The 22,218-nt window shown below is 62.3% G+C and carries 19 protein-coding genes; 14 read left to right on the top strand and 5 right to left on the bottom strand.

Annotated features, from left to right (window positions below):
* Window positions 1-29 precede the first annotated feature (29 nt).
* From CUJ91_RS14210 to dut, 6 genes are all read left to right on the top strand, one after another.
* Entirely contained in the window at window positions 30-1,025 is a 996-nt protein-coding gene (locus tag CUJ91_RS14210; protein ID WP_006050108.1) for a bifunctional riboflavin kinase/FAD synthetase, read from the top strand.
* Between the two features lie 165 nt (window positions 1,026-1,190).
* Complete coding sequence (gene ileS, locus CUJ91_RS14215) at window positions 1,191-4,028, top strand: isoleucine--tRNA ligase (RefSeq protein WP_053858655.1); 2,838 nt, start codon at window positions 1,191-1,193, stop codon at window positions 4,026-4,028.
* A gap of 11 nt (window positions 4,029-4,039) precedes the next feature.
* Entirely contained in the window at window positions 4,040-4,546 is a 507-nt protein-coding gene (lspA, locus tag CUJ91_RS14220; RefSeq protein ID WP_035569887.1) for a signal peptidase II, read from the top strand.
* Between the two features lie 140 nt (window positions 4,547-4,686).
* A complete protein-coding gene (coaBC, locus tag CUJ91_RS14225; protein ID WP_114156422.1) occupies window positions 4,687-5,901 on the top strand; it encodes a bifunctional phosphopantothenoylcysteine decarboxylase/phosphopantothenate--cysteine ligase CoaBC in 1,215 nt (404 codons plus the stop codon).
* Between the two features lie 64 nt (window positions 5,902-5,965).
* A complete protein-coding gene (locus CUJ91_RS14230; protein WP_029968046.1) occupies window positions 5,966-6,985 on the top strand; it encodes an LLM class flavin-dependent oxidoreductase in 1,020 nt (339 codons plus the stop codon).
* 17 nt (window positions 6,986-7,002) lie between these two features.
* Window positions 7,003-7,449: a dUTP diphosphatase gene (gene dut / locus CUJ91_RS14235; RefSeq protein WP_006050102.1), complete on the top strand. Its 447-nt coding sequence runs from the start codon at window positions 7,003-7,005 to the stop codon at window positions 7,447-7,449.
* Between the two features lie 95 nt (window positions 7,450-7,544).
* Here the strand turns inward: dut and clpA are convergent, their stop codons facing one another.
* Both clpA and clpS read right to left on the bottom strand, forming a co-directional pair.
* The gene (clpA, locus tag CUJ91_RS14240) at window positions 7,545-9,842 is read right to left on the bottom strand and encodes an ATP-dependent Clp protease ATP-binding subunit ClpA (RefSeq protein WP_006050101.1); all 2,298 of its coding nucleotides are present in this window, start codon (window positions 9,840-9,842) and stop codon (window positions 7,545-7,547) included.
* A complete protein-coding gene (gene clpS / locus CUJ91_RS14245) occupies window positions 9,839-10,153 on the bottom strand; it encodes an ATP-dependent Clp protease adapter ClpS (RefSeq protein ID WP_006050100.1) in 315 nt (104 codons plus the stop codon). The genes clpA and clpS overlap by 4 nt, the downstream gene beginning before the upstream one ends.
* Window positions 10,154-10,701: 548 nt before the next feature.
* Here clpS and CUJ91_RS14250 point away from each other — a divergent pair.
* The gene (locus CUJ91_RS14250) at window positions 10,702-10,908 is read left to right on the top strand and encodes a cold-shock protein (RefSeq protein WP_007180614.1); all 207 of its coding nucleotides are present in this window, start codon (window positions 10,702-10,704) and stop codon (window positions 10,906-10,908) included.
* 165 nt (window positions 10,909-11,073) lie between these two features.
* On the opposite strand, the gene CUJ91_RS14255 is transcribed toward CUJ91_RS14250, so the two are convergent.
* From CUJ91_RS14255 to icd, 3 genes are all read right to left on the bottom strand, one after another.
* Window positions 11,074-11,883: a hypothetical protein gene (locus CUJ91_RS14255; RefSeq protein ID WP_244230943.1), complete on the bottom strand. Its 810-nt coding sequence runs from the start codon at window positions 11,881-11,883 to the stop codon at window positions 11,074-11,076.
* 157 nt (window positions 11,884-12,040) lie between these two features.
* A complete protein-coding gene (locus CUJ91_RS14260; protein ID WP_114156424.1) occupies window positions 12,041-12,346 on the bottom strand; it encodes a DUF1330 domain-containing protein in 306 nt (101 codons plus the stop codon).
* A gap of 236 nt (window positions 12,347-12,582) precedes the next feature.
* Window positions 12,583-13,839 carry an NADP-dependent isocitrate dehydrogenase gene (gene icd, locus CUJ91_RS14265; RefSeq protein ID WP_006050089.1) on the bottom strand — a complete coding sequence of 419 codons (1,257 nt, stop codon included), beginning with the start codon at window positions 13,837-13,839 and terminating at the stop codon, window positions 12,583-12,585.
* 339 nt (window positions 13,840-14,178) lie between these two features.
* Between icd and CUJ91_RS14270 the strand changes: the two genes are divergently transcribed.
* The 7 genes from CUJ91_RS14270 to CUJ91_RS14300 all read left to right on the top strand — a co-directional run bounded on the left by CUJ91_RS14270 (window position 14,179) and on the right by CUJ91_RS14300 (window position 22,169).
* Window positions 14,179-14,748 (top strand): pseudouridine synthase, encoded by a 570-nt coding sequence (locus CUJ91_RS14270; protein ID WP_114156425.1) that lies wholly within the window; start codon window positions 14,179-14,181, stop codon window positions 14,746-14,748.
* Window positions 14,749-15,134: 386 nt separating this feature from the next.
* Entirely contained in the window at window positions 15,135-15,329 is a 195-nt protein-coding gene (locus tag CUJ91_RS14275; RefSeq protein WP_027212290.1) for a hypothetical protein, read from the top strand.
* Between the two features lie 144 nt (window positions 15,330-15,473).
* Complete coding sequence (locus CUJ91_RS14280) at window positions 15,474-16,004, top strand: DUF192 domain-containing protein (protein WP_053858664.1); 531 nt, start codon at window positions 15,474-15,476, stop codon at window positions 16,002-16,004.
* Window positions 16,005-16,270: 266 nt separating this feature from the next.
* Entirely contained in the window at window positions 16,271-18,376 is a 2,106-nt protein-coding gene (gene fusA, locus CUJ91_RS14285) for an elongation factor G (RefSeq protein WP_006050086.1), read from the top strand.
* A gap of 196 nt (window positions 18,377-18,572) precedes the next feature.
* Window positions 18,573-19,097 (top strand): cupin domain-containing protein, encoded by a 525-nt coding sequence (locus tag CUJ91_RS14290; protein WP_006050085.1) that lies wholly within the window; start codon window positions 18,573-18,575, stop codon window positions 19,095-19,097.
* 18 nt (window positions 19,098-19,115) lie between these two features.
* Window positions 19,116-20,144: a HoxN/HupN/NixA family nickel/cobalt transporter gene (locus CUJ91_RS14295; protein WP_053858665.1), complete on the top strand. Its 1,029-nt coding sequence runs from the start codon at window positions 19,116-19,118 to the stop codon at window positions 20,142-20,144.
* 351 nt (window positions 20,145-20,495) lie between these two features.
* Window positions 20,496-22,169, top strand: coding sequence for an ABC transporter substrate-binding protein (locus tag CUJ91_RS14300; protein ID WP_114156426.1), 1,674 nt, complete (start codon window positions 20,496-20,498; stop codon window positions 22,167-22,169).
* The last annotated feature ends 49 nt before the right edge of the window (window positions 22,170-22,218 follow it).

Here is a 22,218-nt window from a genome sequence, read left to right on the forward strand (position 1 = left end):
CCCCGCCCGCCCTACCCCGACGCGCTATCGTGAGAGTCTTCCGCGGTCTTCCCAACGCTGAAAGCCGTGCGCCGTGCGCACTGACCATCGGCAACTTCGACGGTGTCCACCGCGGCCATCAGGCTTTGCTCGCGCACGTGCGCGCAGCGGCCGACGCGCGCGGTCTGCCCGTCTGCGTGATGACCTTCGAGCCGCACCCGCGCGAATTCTTCAACCCGGCCGGCGCGCCGCCGCGCATCGCGATGCTGCGCGACAAGCTCGAAGCGCTGCGCACCAATGGCGTGGACCGCGTGGTCGTCGAGCACTTCAATCACACGTTCGCGAGCCAGTCGCCGGATGCGTTCGTCGAACGAATTATTGTGAATGGGCTGCACGCGCGCTGGGTGATGATCGGCGACGACTTCCGCTATGGCGCCAAGCGCGCGGGCGACTTCACGTCGCTGAAGGCGGCAGGGCAGCACTACGGTTTCGAAGTCGAGCAAATGGCCACGGTCGCCGATCCGTCCGGTGCGCGCATCTCCAGCTCGGGCGTGCGCGCGGCATTGGTGGCCGGCGATCTCGACGCGGCGCGCGCCGCGCTCGGCCGCGACTATCTGATCAGCGGCCACGTCGTGCACGGCATGAAGCTCGGCCGCGATCTCGGCTTTCCCACGCTCAATCTGCCGATCGCGCACAAGCGTCCGGCGCTCGCGGGCATTTTCGTCGTGCGCGTGCATGGCGTGACCGACGAACCGCTGCCTGGCGTCGCGAGTCTGGGCCTGCGTCCCACCGTCGACGATTCGGGCCGCGTACTGCTCGAAGTGCATCTGCTCGACTGGCACGGCGACGCTTACGGCAAGCTCGTGCGCGTCGAATTCCTGAAGAAGCTGCGCGACGAGGAAAAGTACGTCGACCTCGAAACGCTCACCGCCGCGATTGCACGCGACGTCGCCAACGCGCGCGCGTGGTTCGCGGCCGTCGGCGCGGGCACGCCGGGCAGCCGCTCAACCGGTTTCGCCACGTCGGCCACCGACCGAATTAGATAGCCGCCGCGGTCCCTGCGCGCGTTCACCTGCCGCATGGACCGCCGCTGCGCGTATCGAAGGACATCCGCGCATTGCGCGACATGCCTGCCGCCGCGCCAACCCTCTCGCGCACCGTGCGCAACCCGCGCCCCGCTGCGCTTATAAAGAATTCACCGCGACCACATCATGAGCAACAAGAAAGCCGATTCGAAACCGCAATCACGCTACCCCGTGAACCTGCTGGACACGCCGTTCCCGATGCGCGGCGACTTGCCCAAGCGCGAGCCGCAATGGGTCAAGGAATGGCAGGAGCGCAAGGTCTACGAGAAGATCCGCGCAGCCAGCAAGGGTCGCAAGAAGTTCATCCTGCACGACGGCCCGCCGTACGCGAACGGCGACATCCACCTCGGCCACGCGGTGAACAAGATTCTCAAGGACATGATCGTCAAGGCGCGCAACATGGCGGGCTTCGACGCGGTCTACGTGCCGGGCTGGGACTGCCACGGCATGCCGATCGAAATCCAGATCGAAAAGCAGTTCGGCAAGTCGCTGCCCGCCGCGGAAGTCATGCAGAAAGCGCGCGCGTATGCGACCGAGCAGATCGAGAAGCAGAAGCTCGGCTTCCGGCGTCTGGGCGTGCTCGGTGAGTGGGACAACCCCTACAAGACCATGAACTTCACGAATGAAGCCGGCGAAATCCGCGCGCTCGCGAAGATCCTGGAAAAAGGCTACGTGTTCCGCGGGCTGAAGCCGGTCAACTGGTGTTTCGACTGCGGCTCGGCGCTCGCTGAGGCGGAAGTCGAGTACAAGGACAAGACCGATCCGACCATCGACGTGCTGTTCGGCTTCGCCGAGCCGGAGAAGACCGCGCAGGCGTTCGGCCTGAACGCGCTGCCGCGCAACGAAGGCGGCATCGTGATCTGGACCACGACGCCGTGGACCATTCCCGCGAACCAGGCGTTGAACCTGCATCCGGAAATCGTCTACGCGCTCGTCGATACGCCGCGCGGCCTGTTGATTCTCGCCGAGGAACGCGTCGAAGCATGCCTGAAGGCGTACGGTCTGGAAGGCTCGGTGATCGCGACTACGCCGGGCGCCAAGCTTGTCAACTTGCGCTTTAACCATCCGCTCGCGTCCGCGCATCCGAGCTACAAGCGCACGTCGCCGGTCTATCTCGGCGACTACGTGACGACGGAAACCGGCACGGGCGTCGTGCACTCGTCGCCGGCGTATGGCGTGGAAGACTTCGTGTCGTGCAAGGCGCACGGCATGGCCGACTCCGACATCATCAATCCGGTGATGGGCGACGGCCGTTACATCGAATCGCTCGCGCTCTTCGGCGGCCTGTCGATCTGGGCGGCGAATCCGCAGATCGTCGAAGCGCTGCAAAGCGCCGGTTCGCTTTTGCGCACCGAAAAGTACACGCACAGCTACATGCACTGCTGGCGCCACAAGACGCCGATCATCTATCGTGCGACGTCGCAATGGTTCGCCGGCATGGACGTGAAGCCGAACGACAGCGACAAGACGCTGCGCGAAACCGCGCTCGAAGGCATCGAAAATACGGCGTTTTATCCGTCGTGGGGCAAGCAGCGGCTCTTCAGCATGATCGCGAATCGTCCCGACTGGACGCTGTCGCGTCAGCGTCAATGGGGCGTGCCGATGGCGTTCTTCGTCCACAAGGAAACGGGCGAGCTGCATCCGCGCACGCTCGAGTTGCTCGAGGAAGTCGCGAAGCGCGTCGAGCAGGCCGGCATCGAGGCTTGGCAAACGCTCGATCCGCGCGAACTGCTCGGCGACGACGCGAATCTGTACGAAAAGAACCGCGACACGCTCGACGTGTGGTTCGATTCCGGCACGACGCATTGGCACGTGCTGCGCGGCTCGCACAAGGACGAATTGCAATTCCCGGCCGACCTGTATCTGGAAGGCTCGGATCAGCATCGCGGCTGGTTCCATTCGTCGCTGTTGACGGCTTCCATGCTCGACGGCCGTCCGCCGTATAACGCGCTTCTGACGCACGGCTTTACCGTCGACGGCGAAGGCCGCAAGATGAGCAAGTCGCTTGGCAACGGCATCGATCCGCATGAGGTGGCGAATCGCCTCGGCGCGGAAATCATCCGCTTGTGGATCGCGTCGACCGATTACTCCGGCGAGCTCGCGATCTCCGAGGAAATCCTCAAGCGCGTGACGGAAGGCTATCGCCGTATCCGCAACACGCTGCGCTTCCTGCTCGCGAATCTGTCGGACTTCGACTACGAGAAGAACGCGCGCCCGGTGGAAGACTGGCTGGAGATCGACCGTTACGCGGTGGCGCTGTCGGCGAATCTGCAAAACGACATCCTCTCGCACTACGACAAGTACGAGTTCCACCCGGTGGTCGCCAAGCTGCAGACGTTCTGCTCGGAAGATCTCGGCGGCTTCTATCTGGACGTGCTGAAGGATCGCCTGTACACGACGGCTGCTGATTCGGTCGCGCGCCGCTCGGCTCAAACCGCGCTGTATCACATCGCGCAAGGTTTGCTGCGTCTGATGGCGCCGTTCCTCTCCTTCACCGCCGAAGAAGCGTGGAAGGTGTTCCAGCCGAACAGCGAAACCATTTTCACCGAGACGTATCACGCGTTCCCGGCCGTGCCGGACGCGGGCGCGCTGCTCGACAAGTGGACGCTGCTGCGCGCCGCGCGCGGCGACGTGACCAAGGCGCTGGAAGAAGCGCGCGTCGCTAACCTGATCGGCTCGTCGTTGCAGGCGGAAGTGGAAATCCGCGCGAGTGGCGCGCGTTACGACGCGCTGACGAGCCTCGGCGACGACCTCAAGTTCGTGCTGATCACATCGGCGGCAACGGTCGTGAAGGTCGCGAGCGAAGCGGAGGAAGGCGTCGAAGTGATCACGTCGAAGTATCTGAAGTGCGAGCGCTGCTGGCACTACCGCGCGGATGTCGGCGCGAACGCCGAACACCCCACGCTGTGCGGCCGCTGCATCAGCAATCTGTTCGGCACCGGCGAGGCGAGGAGCGCGGCATAATGGCGAGAACCATGGCGAAATCCACATCGAAAGCGTCCGCCGGCAACAGTTCGCTGGCGCCTTGGCTCGGCGTCGCGCTGATCGTGATCCTGTTCGATCAGCTGACGAAAATCGCGGTGCAGAAGGTGTTTGCCTACGGCGTCGCGCATGAGGTCACGTCGTTCTTCAACCTGATCCTCGTGTACAACCGCGGCGCCGCCTTCAGCTTTCTCGCGATGGCGGGCGGCTGGCAGCGTTGGGCTTTCACCGCGCTCGGCGTGATCGCCGCGCTGGTGATCTGCTACCTGCTCAAGCGCCACGGCGGGCAAAAAATGTTCTGCACGGCGCTCGCGCTGATTCTCGGCGGCGCGCTCGGCAACGTGATCGACCGGCTCGCGTACGGCCACGTGATCGACTTCCTGGACTTCCACGTGCGCGCGTGGCACTGGCCGGCGTTCAACCTCGCCGACAGCGCGATCACGGTCGGTGCGGTGCTGCTCGTCATCGACGAATTGCGGCGCGTACGCGGGTCGCGCTAACGGGCGGATCGTTGCGAGGCGCGGGGCCGCCGGAAGTGGTTTTTCGCGCTTCGACGGCCGCGCGTTAGAAATCCGCTTTGACGGCCGGCAACGGTGCAAGCGCGCCGCGCTCGGTCACCACGCTTTGTCGGAGGCTTTCGTTGGCAACCGCAGAACTCGCAGGAAAACACCTCGTCCTCGGCATGACGGGCGGCATTGCCTGCTACAAGATCGCCGAACTCACGCGTCTTCTGACCAAGGCCGGCGCGACCGTCCAGGTCGTGATGACCGAAGCGGCCACGCAGTTCATCACGCCCGTCACGATGCAGGCGCTCTCAGGCCGCCCCGTCTACACGAGCCAGTGGGACGCGCGCATCGCGAACAACATGGCGCATATCGATCTGTCGCGCGAAGCCGACGCGATCGTGATCGCGCCCGCGTCCACTGACTTCCTCGCGAAACTCGCGCACGGCATGGCCGACGATCTGCTCGCCACGTTGTGCGTCGCGCGCGATTGTCCGTTGCTCGTCGTGCCCGCGATGAACCGGCAGATGTGGCAGAACCCGGCGACGCAGCGCAATGTCGCGCAACTGCGCGCGGACGGCGTCGAAGTGCTCGGCCCCGATTCGGGACCGCAGGCGTGCGGCGAAATCGGCGACGGCCGCATGCTCGAAGCCGCGGCAACGTACGAAGCGATCGCATCGTTTTTCTCGCCGAAGATTCTGTCCGGCCGGCGCGTGCTGCTGACAGCCGGCCCGACGTTCGAACCGCTCGATCCGGTTCGCGGCATCACGAATCGCTCGAGCGGCAAGATGGGTTTTGCACTCGCGCGCGCCGCGCAGCAGGCCGGCGCCGACGTGCATCTCGTCGCGGGTCCGGTCGCGCTCGAAACACCGTGGGGCGTGTTCCGCGAGGACGTGCAGACCGCCCAGCAGATGCACGATGCGGTGATGCGTTCGGTAGCGGACGCGGACATCTTCATCGGCGTGGCCGCGGTCGCCGACTGGCGCGTCGATCACGCGAGCGAACACAAGATCAAGAAAGCCGCCGACCGCGCGCTGCCCACGTTTTCGTTCGTCGAGAATCCGGACATTCTGGCCTCGGTGGCCAAGCTGCCGCATCCGCCGTTCGCCGTCGGCTTCGCTGCGGAGAGCGGCGATCTCGAAGTGCATGGCGAAGAGAAGCGTGTGCGCAAGAATGTGCCGCTCCTAATCGGCAATCTCGGGCCGCTCACGTTCGGCATGGACGACAACGAAGTGATCCTGTTCGAAGCCGCCGGTGCTACCCGGCTGCCGCGCGCCGACAAGCAGACGCTCGCGCGCGCGTTGATCGCGGAAATCGCGAAGCGTCTGCCCGACACAAGCCTGATTCGCTGAACTTGCCGCGCGCCGCCGAGACACCACAAAGCGAAGCGAACCGAAGCATCTGGAGCACACCGACATGACGCTACTTTCCGTGCTCGATCAAACGCCCGTCATCTCAGGGCACTCGGTGGCGGACGCTATCGCCGCCACTGTCGAACTCGCGCAACTTGCCGACGACCTCGGCTACACGCGCTACTGGTGCGCCGAACATCACGGCTTGCGCGGCGTGTCGAACCCATGTCCGGAAGTGATGCTCGCGCGCCTTGGCAGCGTCACGCGACGCATCCGGCTCGGCTCCGGCGGCATCATGCTGCCGTACTACAGCCCGTTCAAGGTCGCCGAGCAATTCATGATGCTCGAGGCGCTGTTCCCGAATCGCATCGATCTCGGCGTGGGACGCGCGCCCGGCGGCGACATGCGCACCGCGCAGGCGGTCGCTGCGGGCGACTACAACCGCGGCGAATTCTTCTCGCAGCAAGTGGCCGATCTGGTGGGACTGATGCACGGCACGCTGCCCGCCGACCACATCGCGCAAGGCGTGCTGTTGCAACCGCAAGTGCCGACGCGTCCGCAACTATGGATGCTCGGCTCGAGCGAATTCGGCGGCCTGCTCGCCGCACAGTTGGGCATCCGCTTCGCGTTCGCGCATTTCATCAACGCGCATTTCGGACATCAGGTTGCGCGCGCGTATCGCGAGCGCTTTGAGGCGAGTCAGGAAACACAGCAACCGTATCTGGCCGCCGCCGTCTTCGTGATTTGCGCCGACACGAAACAGGAAGCAGCGGATCTGGAAAAGGCCGTCGATCTGCGTCGCGTGCAAATGGCTTATGGCCTGAATGAGCCGATTCCGACCGTCGAACAAGGCATCGCGCAGGAGTACGGCGAGCGCGAGCAACTGGTGATCGATCGCGAAAAACCGCGCAGCATCGTCGGCACGCCCGAAGTCGTGACCGAGCGGCTCCATGCATTGCAGGAACAATTCCAGGCCGACGAACTGATCGTGCTCACCGTCGCAGGCAGCTATCGCGCGCGTCTGCGTTCCTATGAACTTCTTGCCGACGCGTTCGAACTCGGGCGCCCGGCTTCAACTCCTTAAACTCTCGAAAAACCTGCATGAAACTCGACTTGAAGATTCTCGATGCGCGCATGCGCGATCAGCTTCCCGCGTACGCGACCACCGGCAGCGCGGGCCTCGATTTGCGCGCGTGCCTTAAGGAGCCGTTGACGCTCGAACCGGGTCAAACCGCATTAGTGCCGACGGGGCTCGCGATTCACGTCGGCGATCCCGGCTATGCGGCGCTGATTCTGCCGCGCTCGGGTCTCGGTCATAAGCACGGCATCGTGCTCGGCAATCTGGTCGGCCTGATCGATTCGGATTATCAAGGCGAACTGATGATCTCGACGTGGAACCGCGGCGAGACGACCTTCGTGCTGAATCCGATGGAGCGTCTCGCGCAACTCGTGATCGTGCCGGTCGTGCAGGCGCAGTTCAATATCGTCGACGAGTTCGAGCAAAGCGAGCGCGGCGCGGGTGGATTCGGCAGCACCGGCAAGCATTGATTCAGATTCGCTCTGCACAAAGAAAAACGGCGTGGACCCTGAGGTCCACGCCGTTTTTTGTTCGGCGAGTAAGCAACAGGCTTACTCGCTAACGCTTACTCGACTTCCACCGCTTCCGGATTCGGATTGCGCGGCGCCGGATGCTCGTCGAAGGTCAACTGCACCTTGTCTTCCGCATCGACGTCGACCGACACGCGCCCGCCGTTCATCAGCTTGCCGAACAGCAGCTCGTCGGCCAGCGCGCGACGGATCGTGTCCTGGATCAGACGCTGCATTGGCCGCGCGCCCATCAACGGATCGAAACCGTGCTTGGCGAGATGCTTGCGCAGCGCGTCGGTGAAGAGCGCGTCGACCTTCTTCTCGTGCAACTGATCTTCCAGTTGCATCAGGAACTTGTCGACCACACGCATGATGATCTCTTCATCCAGCGCACGGAAGCTGATGGTCGCGTCCAGACGGTTACGGAACTCCGGCGTGAACATGCGCTTGATGTCGACCATCTCATCGCCGGTTTCGCGGCGGTTCGTGAAGCCGATCACCGACTTGCCCATTGCCTCGGCGCCCGCGTTCGTCGTCATGATGATGATGACGTTGCGGAAATCCGCCTTGCGGCCGTTGTTGTCCGTCAGCGTGCCGTGGTCCATCACCTGCAGCAGCACGTTGTAGATGTCCGGATGCGCCTTCTCGATTTCGTCGAGCAGAAGCACGCAGTGCGGCTTCTTGGTGACAGCCTCGGTCAAGAGGCCGCCCTGGTCGAAACCGACATAGCCCGGAGGCGCGCCGATCAACCGGCTCACCGCGTGACGCTCCATGTACTCCGACATGTCGAAGCGGATCAGCTCGATGCCGAGCGTGAACGCCAGTTGCTTCGCCACTTCGGTCTTGCCGACGCCCGTGGGGCCGGAGAACAGGAACGCGCCGATCGGCTTGTCCAGCTTGCCGAGGCCCGCGCGCGCCATCTTGATCGCGGCCGACAGCGCGTCGATGGCCGGGTCTTGCCCGAACACCACGCTCTTCAAATCGCGATCCAGCGTTTGCAGCTTGCTGCGATCGTCTTGCGACACGCTTTGCGGCGGGACACGCGCGATCTTCGAGATGATTTCCTCGATCTCGTTCTTGCCGATGGTCTTCTTCTGCTTCGACTTCGGCAGGATGCGTTGCGCCGCGCCCGCCTCGTCGATCACGTCGATGGCCTTGTCCGGCAGATGACGATCTGTGATGAAGCGTGCCGACAACTCAGCCGCCGCCGACAGCGCGCCCGACGAATACTTCACGCCGTGATGCTCTTCGAAGCGCGACTTCAGCCCGCGCAAAATCGCCACGGTTTGTTCGACCGAAGGTTCCGTCACGTCCACCTTCTGGAAACGGCGCGACAATGCCGCGTCTTTTTCGAAGATGCCGCGATACTCCGTGAACGTCGTCGCGCCGATGCACTTGAGCGTGCCCGACGAGAGCGCCGGCTTCAGCAGATTCGACGCGTCCAGCGTGCCGCCCGACGCGGCGCCCGCGCCGATCAGCGTATGAATTTCGTCGATGAACAGAATCGCGTGCGGACGCTCCTTCAGTTCCTTCAGGACCGTCTTCAGACGCTGTTCGAAGTCGCCGCGATACTTGGTGCCCGCGAGCAGCGCGCCCATGTCGAGCGAATACACCTGTGCGTCGGCCAGAATATCCGGCACTTCGCCGCGCGTAATGCGCCAGGCGAGCCCTTCGGCGATCGCCGTCTTGCCGACGCCCGCCTCGCCCACCAGCAGCGGATTATTCTTGCGGCGACGGCACAGCACCTGCACCACGCGCTCGACTTCCGACTCGCGCCCGATCAGCGGATCGATGCGGCCGTCTTTCGCCATCTGGTTCAGGTTCTGCGTGAACTGGGCGAGCGGCGTTTCTTTCTGCGCGGCGGCTTCGTCGGACTCGGCGTTCGCGTCGCTCGCTTTCGCGGCGTCCGAACTGCTCGTCTTGGCGATGCCGTGCGAGATGAAATTGACCACGTCCAGACGCGTCACGCCCTGCTGTTGCAGGTAATACACCGCGTGCGAGTCCTTCTCGCCGAAGATCGCGACCAGCACGTTCGCGCCGGTCACTTCCTTCTTGCCATTCGAGGTGGACTGCACATGCATGATCGCGCGCTGGATCACACGCTGGAAACCCAGCGTGGGCTGCGTGTCGACGTCGTCCGTGCCAGGCACGGTCGGCGTGTTGTCATGAATGAAGTTGCGCAGGTTCTGGCGCAGATCCTCGATATTGGCCGCGCATGCACGCAACACCTCTGCCGCTGTCGGATTGTCCAACAGCGCCAGTAAGAGATGTTCGACCGTTATGAACTCGTGCCGCGCCTGGCGTGCTTCCATGAACGCCATGTGCAGGCTGACTTCCAGTTCCTGGGCAATCATGCTTCCTCCATCACACACTGCAGCGGATGCCCGGCCTGCCGTGCGTGGGTAACGACTTGCTCGACTTTGGTCGACGCGATGTCCCGCGTATAGACCCCACAAACTCCCCTGCCCTCGCGATGCACCTTCAACATCACCTGCGTTGCGGTTTCACGATCTTTATTGAAATATTCCTGCACGATCATCACGACAAATTCCATTGGCGTGAAGTCGTCATTCAGCAGCACCACCTTGTACATGGATGGCGGCTTGAGCTTTTTCTCCTGCCGCTCCAGTACGGTGCCGTCCTGCTTGTCCGGGATAATCGCCATACACCCATTCTAAACAACTAGGACAGGCCCGCAATCCTGTCAAAACCCGGCCAGCCGGCCAGTGAGCCCGTTCGCTACCGCACGGCGAAAATTACCGCCTGCGTGCGCCATTCGACGAGCCGATTGCGGGGCCGGCTCCAGTCCAGATCATGCGTTGCGGCCGTGCTGCGCCGCAGTCGGATCGAGTATCGCACAACCTGCCGGAGCTGGCTGACCGCCGCCCACTCGCGCAACCGGCGGCGAGCGACCCGCAGAACACCATGTGAGACGATTATGCGACTTTTCAAGACAGCCCGCTTGCGCAACCGCACATAACGAAAGCGGGAAAAACCCTGGAAACCGCCTGTTTGCAACGTGTGTCAGGGCATCTCAAAATTTTCTTGACACTCGAATAAAGAGCCTCAACAATCAAGCTGGCACTTTTTTCACTGCGCCAAATTTCGAAAAAATGCCGATGGTGAGCTTGTGAGGAGGGAGCGGCTGCATCACGCGGCCGTCGAGCTTTTCGAGGGCTCGTGGTAGTGACATGAGTTACAGGGGAAGTTGGAATGGCAACTGGTACGGTCAAATGGTTCAATGACGCAAAAGGTTTCGGATTCATCACGCCGGATGAAGGCGGCGAGGATCTGTTTGCACACTTCTCGGCCATCCAGATGAATGGGTTCAAGACCCTCAAGGAAGGCCAAAAGGTGACCTTCGAGGTCGTGCAAGGCCCGAAGGGCAAGCAGGCATCGAACATCCAGGCACCCGCCTGATACTTGTTCGATACCCGTCCTTTTGAAACCCGGCTTCGCGCCGGGTTTCTTTTTGGGCGATTATTTTTTCGCTTCTTTTTTTGCGTGCGTTTTCGGTGCGGCGATTTACCGTCCGCGGCGAATCGTCGATGTCCCAAATAACGGGCAAATTGTCGCGCTGGCTATTTATTGTGTGGCTTCGCGTGTCATCGAGCGCTGAAGTTCGAGGCTTCGAGAAAGGTCGCCTTCGTACGTCGCAATGCCCTGGTGGCTGAGGTTCGAGCGCGTATCGATGACGGGCGTGATGCCGATGCTCTCGACCAGGTGACAAAACCAGTAGTCCTCCGACAGGTATACCCGCGTCTCTGGATCGATCCCGGTATCGAAAAACGCATAAAGAAAGTCGGCGGTCTTGCCCTCGTCGAGTTCCGGGCGGCCGACGAACGGCGAGCGGCACCGCAATTCCGGATAACGCGCGATCAGCGCGACAAACACCTCGCGGCGGATCAGCATGAAACCGGTCGGCGCATAGCGCGCGTCGAGGAAACCGTCGGCGTCCGGCTCGAGCGAGTCGGTGCGCGCGACGGCCGGATACGTCGCGTAAAGCGCGCGGAAGTCCGCTTTGGTCGAACCGGCCGGCATCGCATGCGTGAGTCCGGTTGCCGGCCAGCCGTCGTTCTTCAACGGATAAACGCCTGCCGCGACGGGTCGATCGGCGCGCAGGAGACGCACGACGTCTTCGCCCCTGAAACCGATGTCGCTATCGATCCACATCAGGTGAGTAAAGCGGTCGTCCGCGAGGAATTCGGCGACCATCGTATTGCGCGCGCGTGTGATGAGGCTGTCGAAACTGTTGAAGTTCACGCGAATGCCGAAACCGTGTGTCGACGACATGTCGTAGAGGTCGAGCAGTCCGAGTGCGTAGCCCGTGGTAACGACGGCGCCGTAGCTCGGCGTGGCGACGTAGACGTTTGCGGCGATGTGAGCTGGGTTCATGTTCTGATCGTTATCTGATTGCATGCGGGAGGCGGCTGTCGTCCGCCGCGCCGTAACTTAACCGAGGCGGCGCGTTGTGCGTCTCGATAAAGTTGGGGCTGTGGAGGTGTGGGTGCAATCAGCGATCGTTAGGCGTGGGAAAACCCGGCTGATTGAGTTAACCGGCCCCCTCCACCAAAACAAAATTCCCGCTCGCCGCCCCTAAGCGCAAAACTTTCGCCGCCTGATATTCCGGGCTCTCATAGAACGCCTTCGCGTCAGCGAACGAATCGAATTCGATAACCATGTGCTTCGTGTGCGTCTCGCCCTCCACATGTTCGTGTCGGCCGGAAACTGCGATGACCTTTGGCGCGACGTGATTAGCGGCGAAGCTCGCTATCGCTTCGCCTGCGGCTTTTGAATAGATGGCATAAGCGTTTGCGTCGGTGATGTTGACGTGTGCGATCAAATAACCTTTTGGCACGTGTGATATTCCTGTGGTTGACAGCCGCGCACTGTGCGCAGCCCGAGCCTCACACTGTGCCCGCGTCAATGCCGCCGATAAAGTCGTCGCGAAGAACAAGACAATTCGAGCCGCACTAATAATCCGTGTTGGCGCGCCATGCAAATGGACATGAAATAAAAAACCCAGCTAATCGTTCGCATTAGCTGGGTTTTTATCGACCTGACGGGACGTTGCCGCGCGTCCCGAAAGCCGGACTACATATTCTCGATCATCACCTGCCCGAACCCCGAACATGACACCTGCGTGGCGCCTTCCATCAAACGCGCGAAGTCGTACGTGACGCGCTTTTGCAGAATCGACGTTTCCATCGACTTGATAATCAGATCCGCCGCCTCGAGCCAGCCGAGATGGCGCAGCATCATTTCGGCCGAGAGAATTTCCGAGCCCGGATTCACGTAGTCTTTGCCCGCGTACTTGGGCGCCGTACCGTGAGTGGCCTCGAACATCGCGACCGAATCCGACATGTTCGCGCCCGGCGCGATGCCGATGCCGCCCACTTGCGCGGCCAGCGCGTCAGACACGTAATCGCCGTTCAGATTGAGCGTGGCGATCACGTCGTATTCGGCGGGGCGCAACAGAATCTGCTGCAGGAAAGCGTCGGCGATCACATCCTTGACGACGATGTCGCCGCCCGTCTTCGGATTCTTGACCTTCATCCACGGGCCGCCGTCGATCAACTCCGCGTTGAACTCCTTCTGCGCGAGCGCATAACCATAATCACGGAACGCGCCTTCCGTGTACTTCATGATGTTGCCCTTGTGCACGAGCGTGACCGAGCGGCGGTCGTTGTCGATCGCATACTGAATCGCCTTGCGCACGAGACGCTCCGTGCCCTCGCGCGAGACCGGCTTGATGCCGATGCCCGACGTATCCGGGAAGCGGATCTTCTTCACGCCCATCTCTTCCTGCAGGAACTTGATGACCTTCTTTGCCTGCTCGGATTCGGCCGGCCATTCGATGCCCGCGTAGATGTCTTCGGAGTTCTCGCGGAAGATCACCATGTTGGTCTTTTCCGGCTCACGCACCGGCGATGGCACGCCCTTGAAATACTGCACCGGACGCAGGCATACGTACAAATCGAGTTCCTGACGCAGCGCGACGTTCAGCGAACGGATGCCGCCGCCGACGGGCGTGGTGAGCGGTCCCTTGATCGACACCACATATTCCTTCAGCACCTGTAGCGTTTCTTCAGGCAGCCACACGTCCGGCCCGTACACTCGCGTCGATTTCTCGCCCGCGTAGATCTCCATCCAGTGGATTTTCTTCTTGCCCGCGTAAGCCTTCTCGACCGCTGCGTCCACGACCTTGATCATGACCGGCGTGATGTCGAGGCCGGTGCCGTCGCCTTCGATATACGGAATGATCGGCTGATCCGAAACGTTGAGCGAGAAATCCGCATTGACGGTGATCTTGTCACCACCGGTCGGAACCTTGATGTGCTGATACGGCATGATCGGACTCCAGTGAAGGCTGTGCTGCAAGCTGATGGGAGACTGCCAAGACGATGCTCCTCGCTACGCGCAATGCCGGACGCGCGCACGCGGCCTGGCCGTTATTCTAGCCCACACGGCCGCGGCATCGAGGCCGCCGCGGCTCGGGGTTTTCCAACATGCAGACTGGGATAAAGCACGGCGTCCGTCTGTTGTCTTGTCCATCTCGTCGATGAGCGCAGCCGCCCCGCCGCGCCCTATGCATTATTATCCCGCCATTCGCCACAGGCATCGCTCCTGCGGCCCCGCGTCGCGCCTCATGCTGCTGCGGCGGGCGCCGCACGACATCATCACCTTCCTATGCGCCTCATCGCTCTGAACAAGCCGTTCGGCACCATCTGCCAGTTTTCCGCGCACGAAACGCGCGCGTCGCTCGCCGACTGGGTCAAGGTGCCGGGCGTGTATCCGGTGGGCCGTCTCGATTCGGACAGCGAGGGCCTGCTGCTTCTCACCGACGACGGCGCGCTGCAAGCGCGCATCGCCGAGCCGCGTCACAAGCTCGTCAAGCGCTATTGGGCGCAAGTGGAAGGCGCGGTGGATTCGGCCGCGCTGAAGAAGCTCGCGCGCGGCGTCGATCTCGGCGATTACGTGACGAAGCCGTGTCGCGCCGAGTACGTCGAGCCAGGCGACACGCTATGGACGCGCACGCCGCCCATTCGCTATCGCGCCGCGATTCCGACGACATGGATCGAGTTGTCCATCACCGAAGGCAAGAACCGCCAGGTGCGCCGCATGACGGCCGCGGTCGGCTTTCCGACGCTGCGTCTCGTGCGCGTCGGCATCGGCGCGCTGGATATTTTTTCGCTCGGCCTGCAACCGGGCGAGAGCGTCGAGTTGCCGCACAACGCGCCTTGGGAAGGCGTCGCCTGATTCGCTAACTCGTTGTATGCGCGAACAAAATCGCGCGTGAAACCAGCTAATGAAAAAGCCGTGAAACAGCGGCTCGCGCATGCATGGCGCGAAGCCTGGTTCACCTCAATGTCGCGTGCTGAAATTTTCCGCAAAATTGACGTCAACCGGTGCGCAAGCTCACGCGTTATTCGACGCAGATGCCGCCCGAAGCTGTCCGGCATTCAGCCTTAAGAGCCTTTGTACAAGCCGCTTGTGCGGTCCGTGCGGGCAGTCTGAGCGCTCGGCAGACGCGTCGAAAATTTGTTCGATGCGCTGTCAACCGAAAGGTGGATGGCACGTTTACCGACATGACTCAAACATAACCGGGTCATTTGGTTAATTAACTCAAGCTGAGGATTTTCAAAATGAACAAACTGATCGCCGCTCTGGTCGCTGGCCTTTTCGCAACGGCAGCATTCGCACAAGCTTCGGCACCGGCAGCAGCTTCGGCAGCTCCGGCAGCAGCAGCTTCGTCGGCAAAGAAGACCACGAAGCACGCTCACAAGAAGTCGCACAAGAAGGCAGCTGCTGCAGCAGCCGCTTCGGCAGCTTCGGAGTAAGTTTGTCGTAAAAACGCAGTCAAGAACTCGCTTCATTGCCGTTCTTACGGCGTTGAAAGGCAGATCACCGCAAGGCGATCTGCCTTTTTGTTTTTGACGCGCTCGCGTAACATTCCCCGGTTAATCTCAGCAAGGAGTCACGCCGTGCGATTTCCCCTGCGCTCGTTGATGGCGCGCTTCATGACACCTTTCATGGCACGTCTCGCCGTTGCCGCAATCCTGCCGTTCGCGGCCATATCGTTTTCGGCTCTGAGTGCGCTGCCTGCTCACGCGCAGCAAATGCCCTCTGGCGCAAAACAGCCGGGCGAATTTCCGCGCGCGAAGCTGACCGCGGGCATGTTCGTGATCGACGCGGCCGTCGCCGCCAACGACGCCGACCGCGAGCAGGGCCTGATGTACCGCACCAGCCTCGCGCCCAACGAAGGCATGCTGTTCGTCTTCAATGAAAACGCCGTGCATTGCTTCTGGATGAAGAACACGCTGATTCCGTTGTCGATCGCGTTCATTCGCGCGGACGGCACCGTGACCGACATCGACGAAATGCAGGCCGAGACGACGAATAACCACTGCCCGAAGAACAACGGTGTGTACGCGCTCGAGATGAGCAAGGGCTGGTTCACGTCGAAAGGGATCAAGCCTGGCATGAAGATTCAGGGGCTTCCGGCGGCGCAGTAAAACCACGCGCAGCGTCGCCTCGCTCACCGCAAAGCCGGTGCCTGTTCATAAGGCATCGGCTTTTGTCGTTTTTACGCTCCGCGCACCGCCAGCCACACCGCCAGCCACACCGCCAGCCACGCCACAGCCACACCTGGCAAGATTCCTGCAAAAGACGGGCCGACGCGCTATCCTAGTAGTCTTAGCAACGCAGCACTCCCGCGGTTCGGGCGGCACAGACTGCCGCCCGGCAAGCGTTTCAGGCGCGCTATTCCAAGGAGGTTCACGTGCCCCGCAAGACTCCCATCGAGCGCTACCGGAATATCGGCATCAGCGCTCACATCGATGCCGGCAAAACCACCACCACTGAACGCATCCTGTTCTACACCGGCGTGACCCACAAGATCGGCGAGGTTCACGACGGTGCGGCGACGATGGACTGGATGGAACAGGAGCAGGAGCGCGGCATCACGATCACGTCGGCGGCCACCACCGCCTTCTGGAAGGGCATGGCCGGCAACTATCCCGAGCATCGGATCAACATCATCGACACGCCGGGGCACGTCGACTTCACGATCGAAGTCGAGCGCTCCATGCGCGTGCTCGACGGCGCCTGCATGGTCTACGACTCGGTCGGCGGCGTGCAGCCGCAATCGGAAACCGTCTGGCGTCAGGCGAACAAGTACAAGGTGCCGCGCATCGCGTTCGTCAACAAGATGGACCGCGTCGGCGCGGACTTTTTCCGCGTGCAGCGTCAGATCGGCGACCGCCTGAAAGGTATCGCCGTGCCCATCCAGATTCCGATCGGCGCGGAAGAGCACTTCCAGGGCGTGGTCGATCTCGTCAAGATGAAGGCGATCTTCTGGGACGAAGAGAACCAGGGCATCAAGTTCGAGTACCGCGATATCCCTGCGGAACTCGCGGCTACGGCGAAGGAGTGGCACGACAAGATGGTCGAAGCCGCCGCCGAAGCGAGCGAGGAACTGCTGGAAAAATATCTGGGCGGCGACACGCTGACCGAAGACGAAATCAAGCACGGCATCCGCACACGCTGCATCGCCAATGAAATCGTGCCGATGCTGTGCGGCAGCGCGTTCAAGAACAAGGGCGTGCAGGCCATGCTCGACGCGGTGATCGACTACCTGCCGTCGCCGGTCGACGTGCCCGCCATCACCGGTCACGACGAGCACGACAACGAAATCGAGCGTCATCCGAACGACACCGATCCGTTCTCGGCGCTCGCCTTCAAGATCATGACCGACCCGTTCGTCGGCCAGCTGATTTTCTTCCGCGTGTACTCGGGCGTGGTGAATTCGGGCGACACCGTCTACAACGCGATCAAGGAAAAGAAGGAGCGCCTCGGCCGGATCCTGCAGATGCACGCGAACGAGCGCAAGGAAATCAAGGAAGTCTACGCAGGCGACATCGCCGCGGCAGTCGGCCTGAAGGAAGCGACAACCGGCGACACGCTGTGTGATCCGAACAACGTGATCATCCTCGAAAAGATGATCTTCCCCGAGCCGGTGATCTCGCAGGCCGTGGAGCCGAAGACCAAGGTCGACCAGGAAAAGATGGGCATCGCGCTCAATCGTCTCGCGCAGGAAGACCCGTCGTTCCGCGTGCAAACGGACGAGGAATCCGGTCAGACGATCATCTCCGGCATGGGCGAGCTGCACCTGGAAATTCTCGTCGACCGGATGAAGCGCGAGTTCGGTGTCGAGGCAACGGTCGGCAAGCCGCAGGTTGCGTATCGCGAGACCGTGCGCAACAAGGTCGAGGACGTCGAAGGCAAGTTCGTCAAGCAGTCGGGCGGCCGCGGCCAGTACGGCCACGCGGTCATCACGCTCGAGCCGGCGCCGCAGGGCAAGGGCTACGAATTCGTCGACGCGATCAAGGGCGGCGTGATTCCGCGCGAATACATTCCGGCCGTCGACAAGGGCATCCAGGAAACGCTGAAGGCCGGCGTGCTTGCGGGCTATCCGGTGGTCGACGTGAAGGTGACGCTGACCTTCGGTTCGTACCACGACGTGGACTCGAATGAAAACGCGTTCCGCATGGCCGGCTCGATGGCGTTCAAGGAAGCCATGCGCAAGGCCAAGCCCGTGCTGCTCGAACCGATGATGGCCGTCGAAGTCGAAACGCCCGAAGACTTCATGGGCAACGTGATGGGCGATCTGTCGAGCCGTCGCGGAATGGTGCAAGGCATGGAAGACATCGCGGGCGGCGGCGGCAAGCTCGTGCGCGCGGAAGTGCCGCTCGCAGAAATGTTCGGCTATTCGACATCGCTGCGTTCGGCGACGCAAGGCCGCGCGACCTACACGATGGAGTTCAAGCACTACGCTGAAACGCCGAACAACGTCGCGGAAGCCGTCATCAACGCGAAGCACAAGTAAGCCTGTGCGCCGGTGACAAAAGCCTGGGTTCTGCAAGGCAAAGCAGGCGAAGCCCGTCCCTCGTGGACGGGCTTTTTTTCGTCGATCGAATAAGCTCGTGAGCGCACTCACGCGACGCGCAGCTTTTTTAACGTGTAAAAATGCCGGACGGGGCCGCGAAGCTCGCCCCGCCTCCCAAGCCACGAGGAGACACGCGATGAGCCAGGATCACGAACATCCGCATTACAACGACGAGAAAGACGCGCCGCAGCCGGCGCCTGTCGATTGGCGCGAGCATGGCGTCAAGGTCATCAGGGGCGATCAGCTCGACACCAACACGGCGCAGACGCCCGGCATGAATCGCGCCGCCGCGATCAATGCGGCACGCGTCGGTGCACAGAAAATCTGGGCCGGCACCGTGACGATTCATCCGAATGCGAAGACCGGCGCGCATCATCACGGCGCGCTCGAAAGCGTGATCTACGTGGTGCGCGGCCAGGCGCGCATGCGCTGGGGCGAGCATCTCGAGTTCACCGCCGAAGCGGGCCCCGGCGACTTCATCTTCGTGCCGCCGTATGTGCCGCATCAGGAGATCAATGCGAGCACCGACGATCCGCTCGAATGCGTGCTCGTGCGCAGCGACAACGAAGCGGTCGTGGTCAATCTGAACATCGACGCCGTCGAGCAGCCCGAAACGGTGTACTGGGTCGATCCGATTCACAAACATCCGCACGATCACTAATCCACTCTCACGCGACTCATGACGCCGACCGCTTCGCTGCGCCCTCGCCTTCTCACGCTGTACGCCGTTCTGATCGCCGCCAATCTCGCCGCCTGGGCGTGGGCGTTGATCGCGTTCCGCCACTATCCGCTGCTCATCGGCACGGCCTTGCTCGCGTATGGATTCGGTCTGCGCCATGCGGTCGACGCGGACCACATCGCCGCCATCGACGCCGTCACACGCAAGCTGATGCAGACCGGCAAGCGCCCGCTTGGCGTGGGTCTCGCGTTCTCGCTGGGACATTCGACCATCGTGATCCTGGCGACGCTCGGCATAGCGTGGACCGCGCATTCGCTGCACGGCCGCTTCGAGACGTTCAAGGCCGTGGGCGGCACGATCGGCACGCTGGTTTCGGCGACGTTTCTGCTCGTGCTCGCGGCTGTGAATCTCGTGATTCTGCGCGATGTATGGCGCCGCTATCGTCATGTGCAGCGCGACGGCGAAGCCGCTGTGATCGCGTTCGATCGTGCCGATGCGGGCGCGCCCGGCGGCCTGCTATCGCGCGCGCTGCGGCCGCTGTTCCGGCTCGTGACGAAAAGCTGGCATATGTACCCTGTCGGCGTGCTGTTCGGCCTCGGCTTCGACACCGCGACCGAGATCGGTCTGCTCGCGATCGCCGCGTCCGAAGCCGGCAAGGGCTTGCCGCTGTATTCAATCCTCGTGTTCCCCGCGCTCTTCACCGCGGGCATGACGCTCGTCGATTCGACGGATAACGTGCTGATGGTCCACGCATACGGCTGGGCGATGGACGACCCCAAGCGCAAGCTCTACTACAACGCGAGCATCACGTTCGTGTCGGCGGTCATCGCGATTGTGATCGGCGGCGTCGAAGCGTTGGGACTGCTGTCGGACAAACTCGGGCTCAGTGGCGGCGTGTGGGATGCGGCGGCGAGCGTCAACGAGCAGTTCGGTGTGCTCGGCTACGGAATCGTCGCGGCGTTCATGGCGTGCTGGATCGGCTCGGTGCTGTTTCATCGCTGGCGGCGGCCGGACGTCGCAGCGCGGTGAGTTGATGAACCGCGCTCGAGCGTTGAAGCTCTTCATAGCTCCGTTGCCGGTTCGTTCGCTATAGCGCCACCAATGGCAATCGAAGTCCACGCGCGCAGCCCGCAGCAGGGACGCGCGGCTTCCGCGCGATGCCCCGTGAAGCCATCGCAACCGTTGTCATCACGACACACACCGGCCCTTTTTATCCGCCGATCGCGGATCTCACGCCGACGCGAGCGCTCCAATCCGCGAGCAATCGCTTAAACTGAAACGGCCTTGCATCGCCGAAACAGCGCCCATGCGCAGTCAACCTGCCGCGCATCCGGCGCGGCTTCTCAGAACCGGCAACCGAACGGACTGGACATTCCAACGATGAAGACTCCCGCTGACCGATTTCCCGCTCTCGACCTCGCCCGCCGCACCGCCGACGCCTACGGCAATCACGCCATCGACGAATTCCGCGCCGGCCGCATCACGCGCCGCGAACTGCTGCGCTATGCGAGCGTGATCGGCTTGTCGCTCGTGGGCGGCGGCGTGCTCGACGCGCCGCGCGCATCGGCACAGGGCAGCGCGAAACCCGGCACGCCGTCGAATCAGACGATTCGCGTTGCGCATCTGACGCCCGCCGGCGCGGTCGATCCGCTCACGGTGACGGACGCAGCGAGCCTCGCGCTGCTGAACCAGACCGGCGAATTCCTGATCGACGACGACGGCGAAAAGCTCGTTTTGAAGCCGGCGCTCGCGTTGTCGTGGAAGCCAAACGACAAGGGCGATGTGTGGACCTTCAAGCTGCGCGAGAACGTGAAGTTCCACGACGGCCAGCCGTTCACCGCGAAAGACGTGGTCGCGACGTTCGACCGTCTCGCCGATCCGGCAAGCGGCTCGGCGGCGCTGTCGGTGCTAAAGGGCGTGCTGTCCAAAGGCGGCGCAAAGGCGGTCGACGACCACACGGTCGCTTTCCACCTCGACGCACCGAACGGCAACTTCCCCTACTACGTTTCCTCGGACAATTACAACGCAGTGATCCTGCCGGCGAATTACGCGGGCGGTTATGAAAAGAGCTTCATCGGCACCGGGCCGTTCAAGCTCGAAAAGTATCAGGCGAAGGTCGACGCGTCGTTCGTGCGCAATCCCGATTACTGGGGCGAAAAAGCGTTACCGCAACGGGTACAGTTTTCGTTTTACGCGGACCAGCAGGCGCAACTGCTCGCGCTGCAAGGCCATCAGGCCGATGTGATGGGCACGTTCACCGTGCAGGGCGGCGCGGCCATTCTGAACAATCCCGACTACAAGGCAGTGGGCGTCAAGTCGAGCGCGCATCGGCAGATTCATATGCGCAACGACAATCCGCTTTTCAAGGACAAGCGCGTGCGCCAGGCGCTCGCGTTGTCGCTCGATCGCGATGTGCTGGTGCGCGGCCTCTTCAAGGGCCGCGCGCAACTCGGCAACGACAGTCCGTTCGCGCCGGTGTTTCCTTCGTCGGATGCGGGCGTGCCGCAGCGCAGGATCGACGTCGCGAAGGCCAAGCAGTTGCTCGCACAAGCGGGCGTGCCCAACGGCTTCGACGTCACGCTGACCACCGAAAAGTACATGGAGATTCCCGATCTCGCGGTCGTCGTGCAGAACGCGGCGAAGGCGATCGGCGTGCGCATCAATCTGAAAGTCGAGAGCCAGTCGCTGTATTACGGCGCGGGTACGCCGGGCAAATCGGACTGGCTCGACTCGCCGCTCGGCATCACCGACTACGGTCATCGCGGCGTGCCGAATGTGTTTCTGAACGCGCCGCTCACGAGCGGCGGCACATGGAATGCCGCGCACTTTCAGAATCCGCAATACGATCAACTGGTCGCGCAGTTCGTCGCGGCTGTCGACCTCGCCTCGCAGAAGAAAATCTCCGGGCAGATTCAGACCTTGTTGCTCGACGAAACGCCGATCATCATTCCATTCTTCTACGATCAACTGATCGCGATGCGCAAGGGCGTGAACGGCGTGCGTTTCACCGCGCTCGCGCAGCTTTATTTCGACCGCGCGGTGCTGAGCGCCTGAGCGTCCCAGCGTCTGAGCGTTTTACTCGCGCGCCGCCTTTGACTGGTCA

It is taken from the genome of Paraburkholderia graminis (genome assembly GCF_003330785.1).
GTDB classification, from domain to species: domain Bacteria; phylum Pseudomonadota; class Gammaproteobacteria; order Burkholderiales; family Burkholderiaceae; genus Paraburkholderia; species Paraburkholderia graminis.

Bases quoted from the DNA above. Each gene is read 5' to 3' on its own strand.
- ileS (WP_053858655.1), top strand. From the start codon at position 1,191: ATGAGCAACAAGAAAGCCGATTCGAAACCGCAATCACGCTACCCCGTG.
- lspA (WP_035569887.1), top strand. From the start codon at position 4,040: ATGGCGAAATCCACATCGAAAGCGTCCGCCGGCAACAGTTCGCTGGCG.
- CUJ91_RS14230 (WP_029968046.1), top strand. From the start codon at position 5,966: ATGACGCTACTTTCCGTGCTCGATCAAACGCCCGTCATCTCAGGGCAC.
- dut (WP_006050102.1), top strand. From the start codon at position 7,003: ATGAAACTCGACTTGAAGATTCTCGATGCGCGCATGCGCGATCAGCTT.
- clpA (WP_006050101.1), bottom strand. From the start codon at position 9,842: ATGATTGCCCAGGAACTGGAAGTCAGCCTGCACATGGCGTTCATGGAA.
- clpS (WP_006050100.1), bottom strand. From the start codon at position 10,153: ATGGCGATTATCCCGGACAAGCAGGACGGCACCGTACTGGAGCGGCAG.
- CUJ91_RS14250 (WP_007180614.1), top strand. From the start codon at position 10,702: ATGGCAACTGGTACGGTCAAATGGTTCAATGACGCAAAAGGTTTCGGA.
- CUJ91_RS14255 (WP_244230943.1), bottom strand. From the start codon at position 11,883: ATGAACCCAGCTCACATCGCCGCAAACGTCTACGTCGCCACGCCGAGC.
- icd (WP_006050089.1), bottom strand. From the start codon at position 13,839: ATGCCGTATCAGCACATCAAGGTTCCGACCGGTGGTGACAAGATCACC.
- CUJ91_RS14270 (WP_114156425.1), top strand. From the start codon at position 14,179: ATGCGCCTCATCGCTCTGAACAAGCCGTTCGGCACCATCTGCCAGTTT.
- CUJ91_RS14275 (WP_027212290.1), top strand. From the start codon at position 15,135: ATGAACAAACTGATCGCCGCTCTGGTCGCTGGCCTTTTCGCAACGGCA.
- CUJ91_RS14290 (WP_006050085.1), top strand. From the start codon at position 18,573: ATGAGCCAGGATCACGAACATCCGCATTACAACGACGAGAAAGACGCG.
- CUJ91_RS14295 (WP_053858665.1), top strand. From the start codon at position 19,116: ATGACGCCGACCGCTTCGCTGCGCCCTCGCCTTCTCACGCTGTACGCC.
- CUJ91_RS14300 (WP_114156426.1), top strand. From the start codon at position 20,496: ATGAAGACTCCCGCTGACCGATTTCCCGCTCTCGACCTCGCCCGCCGC.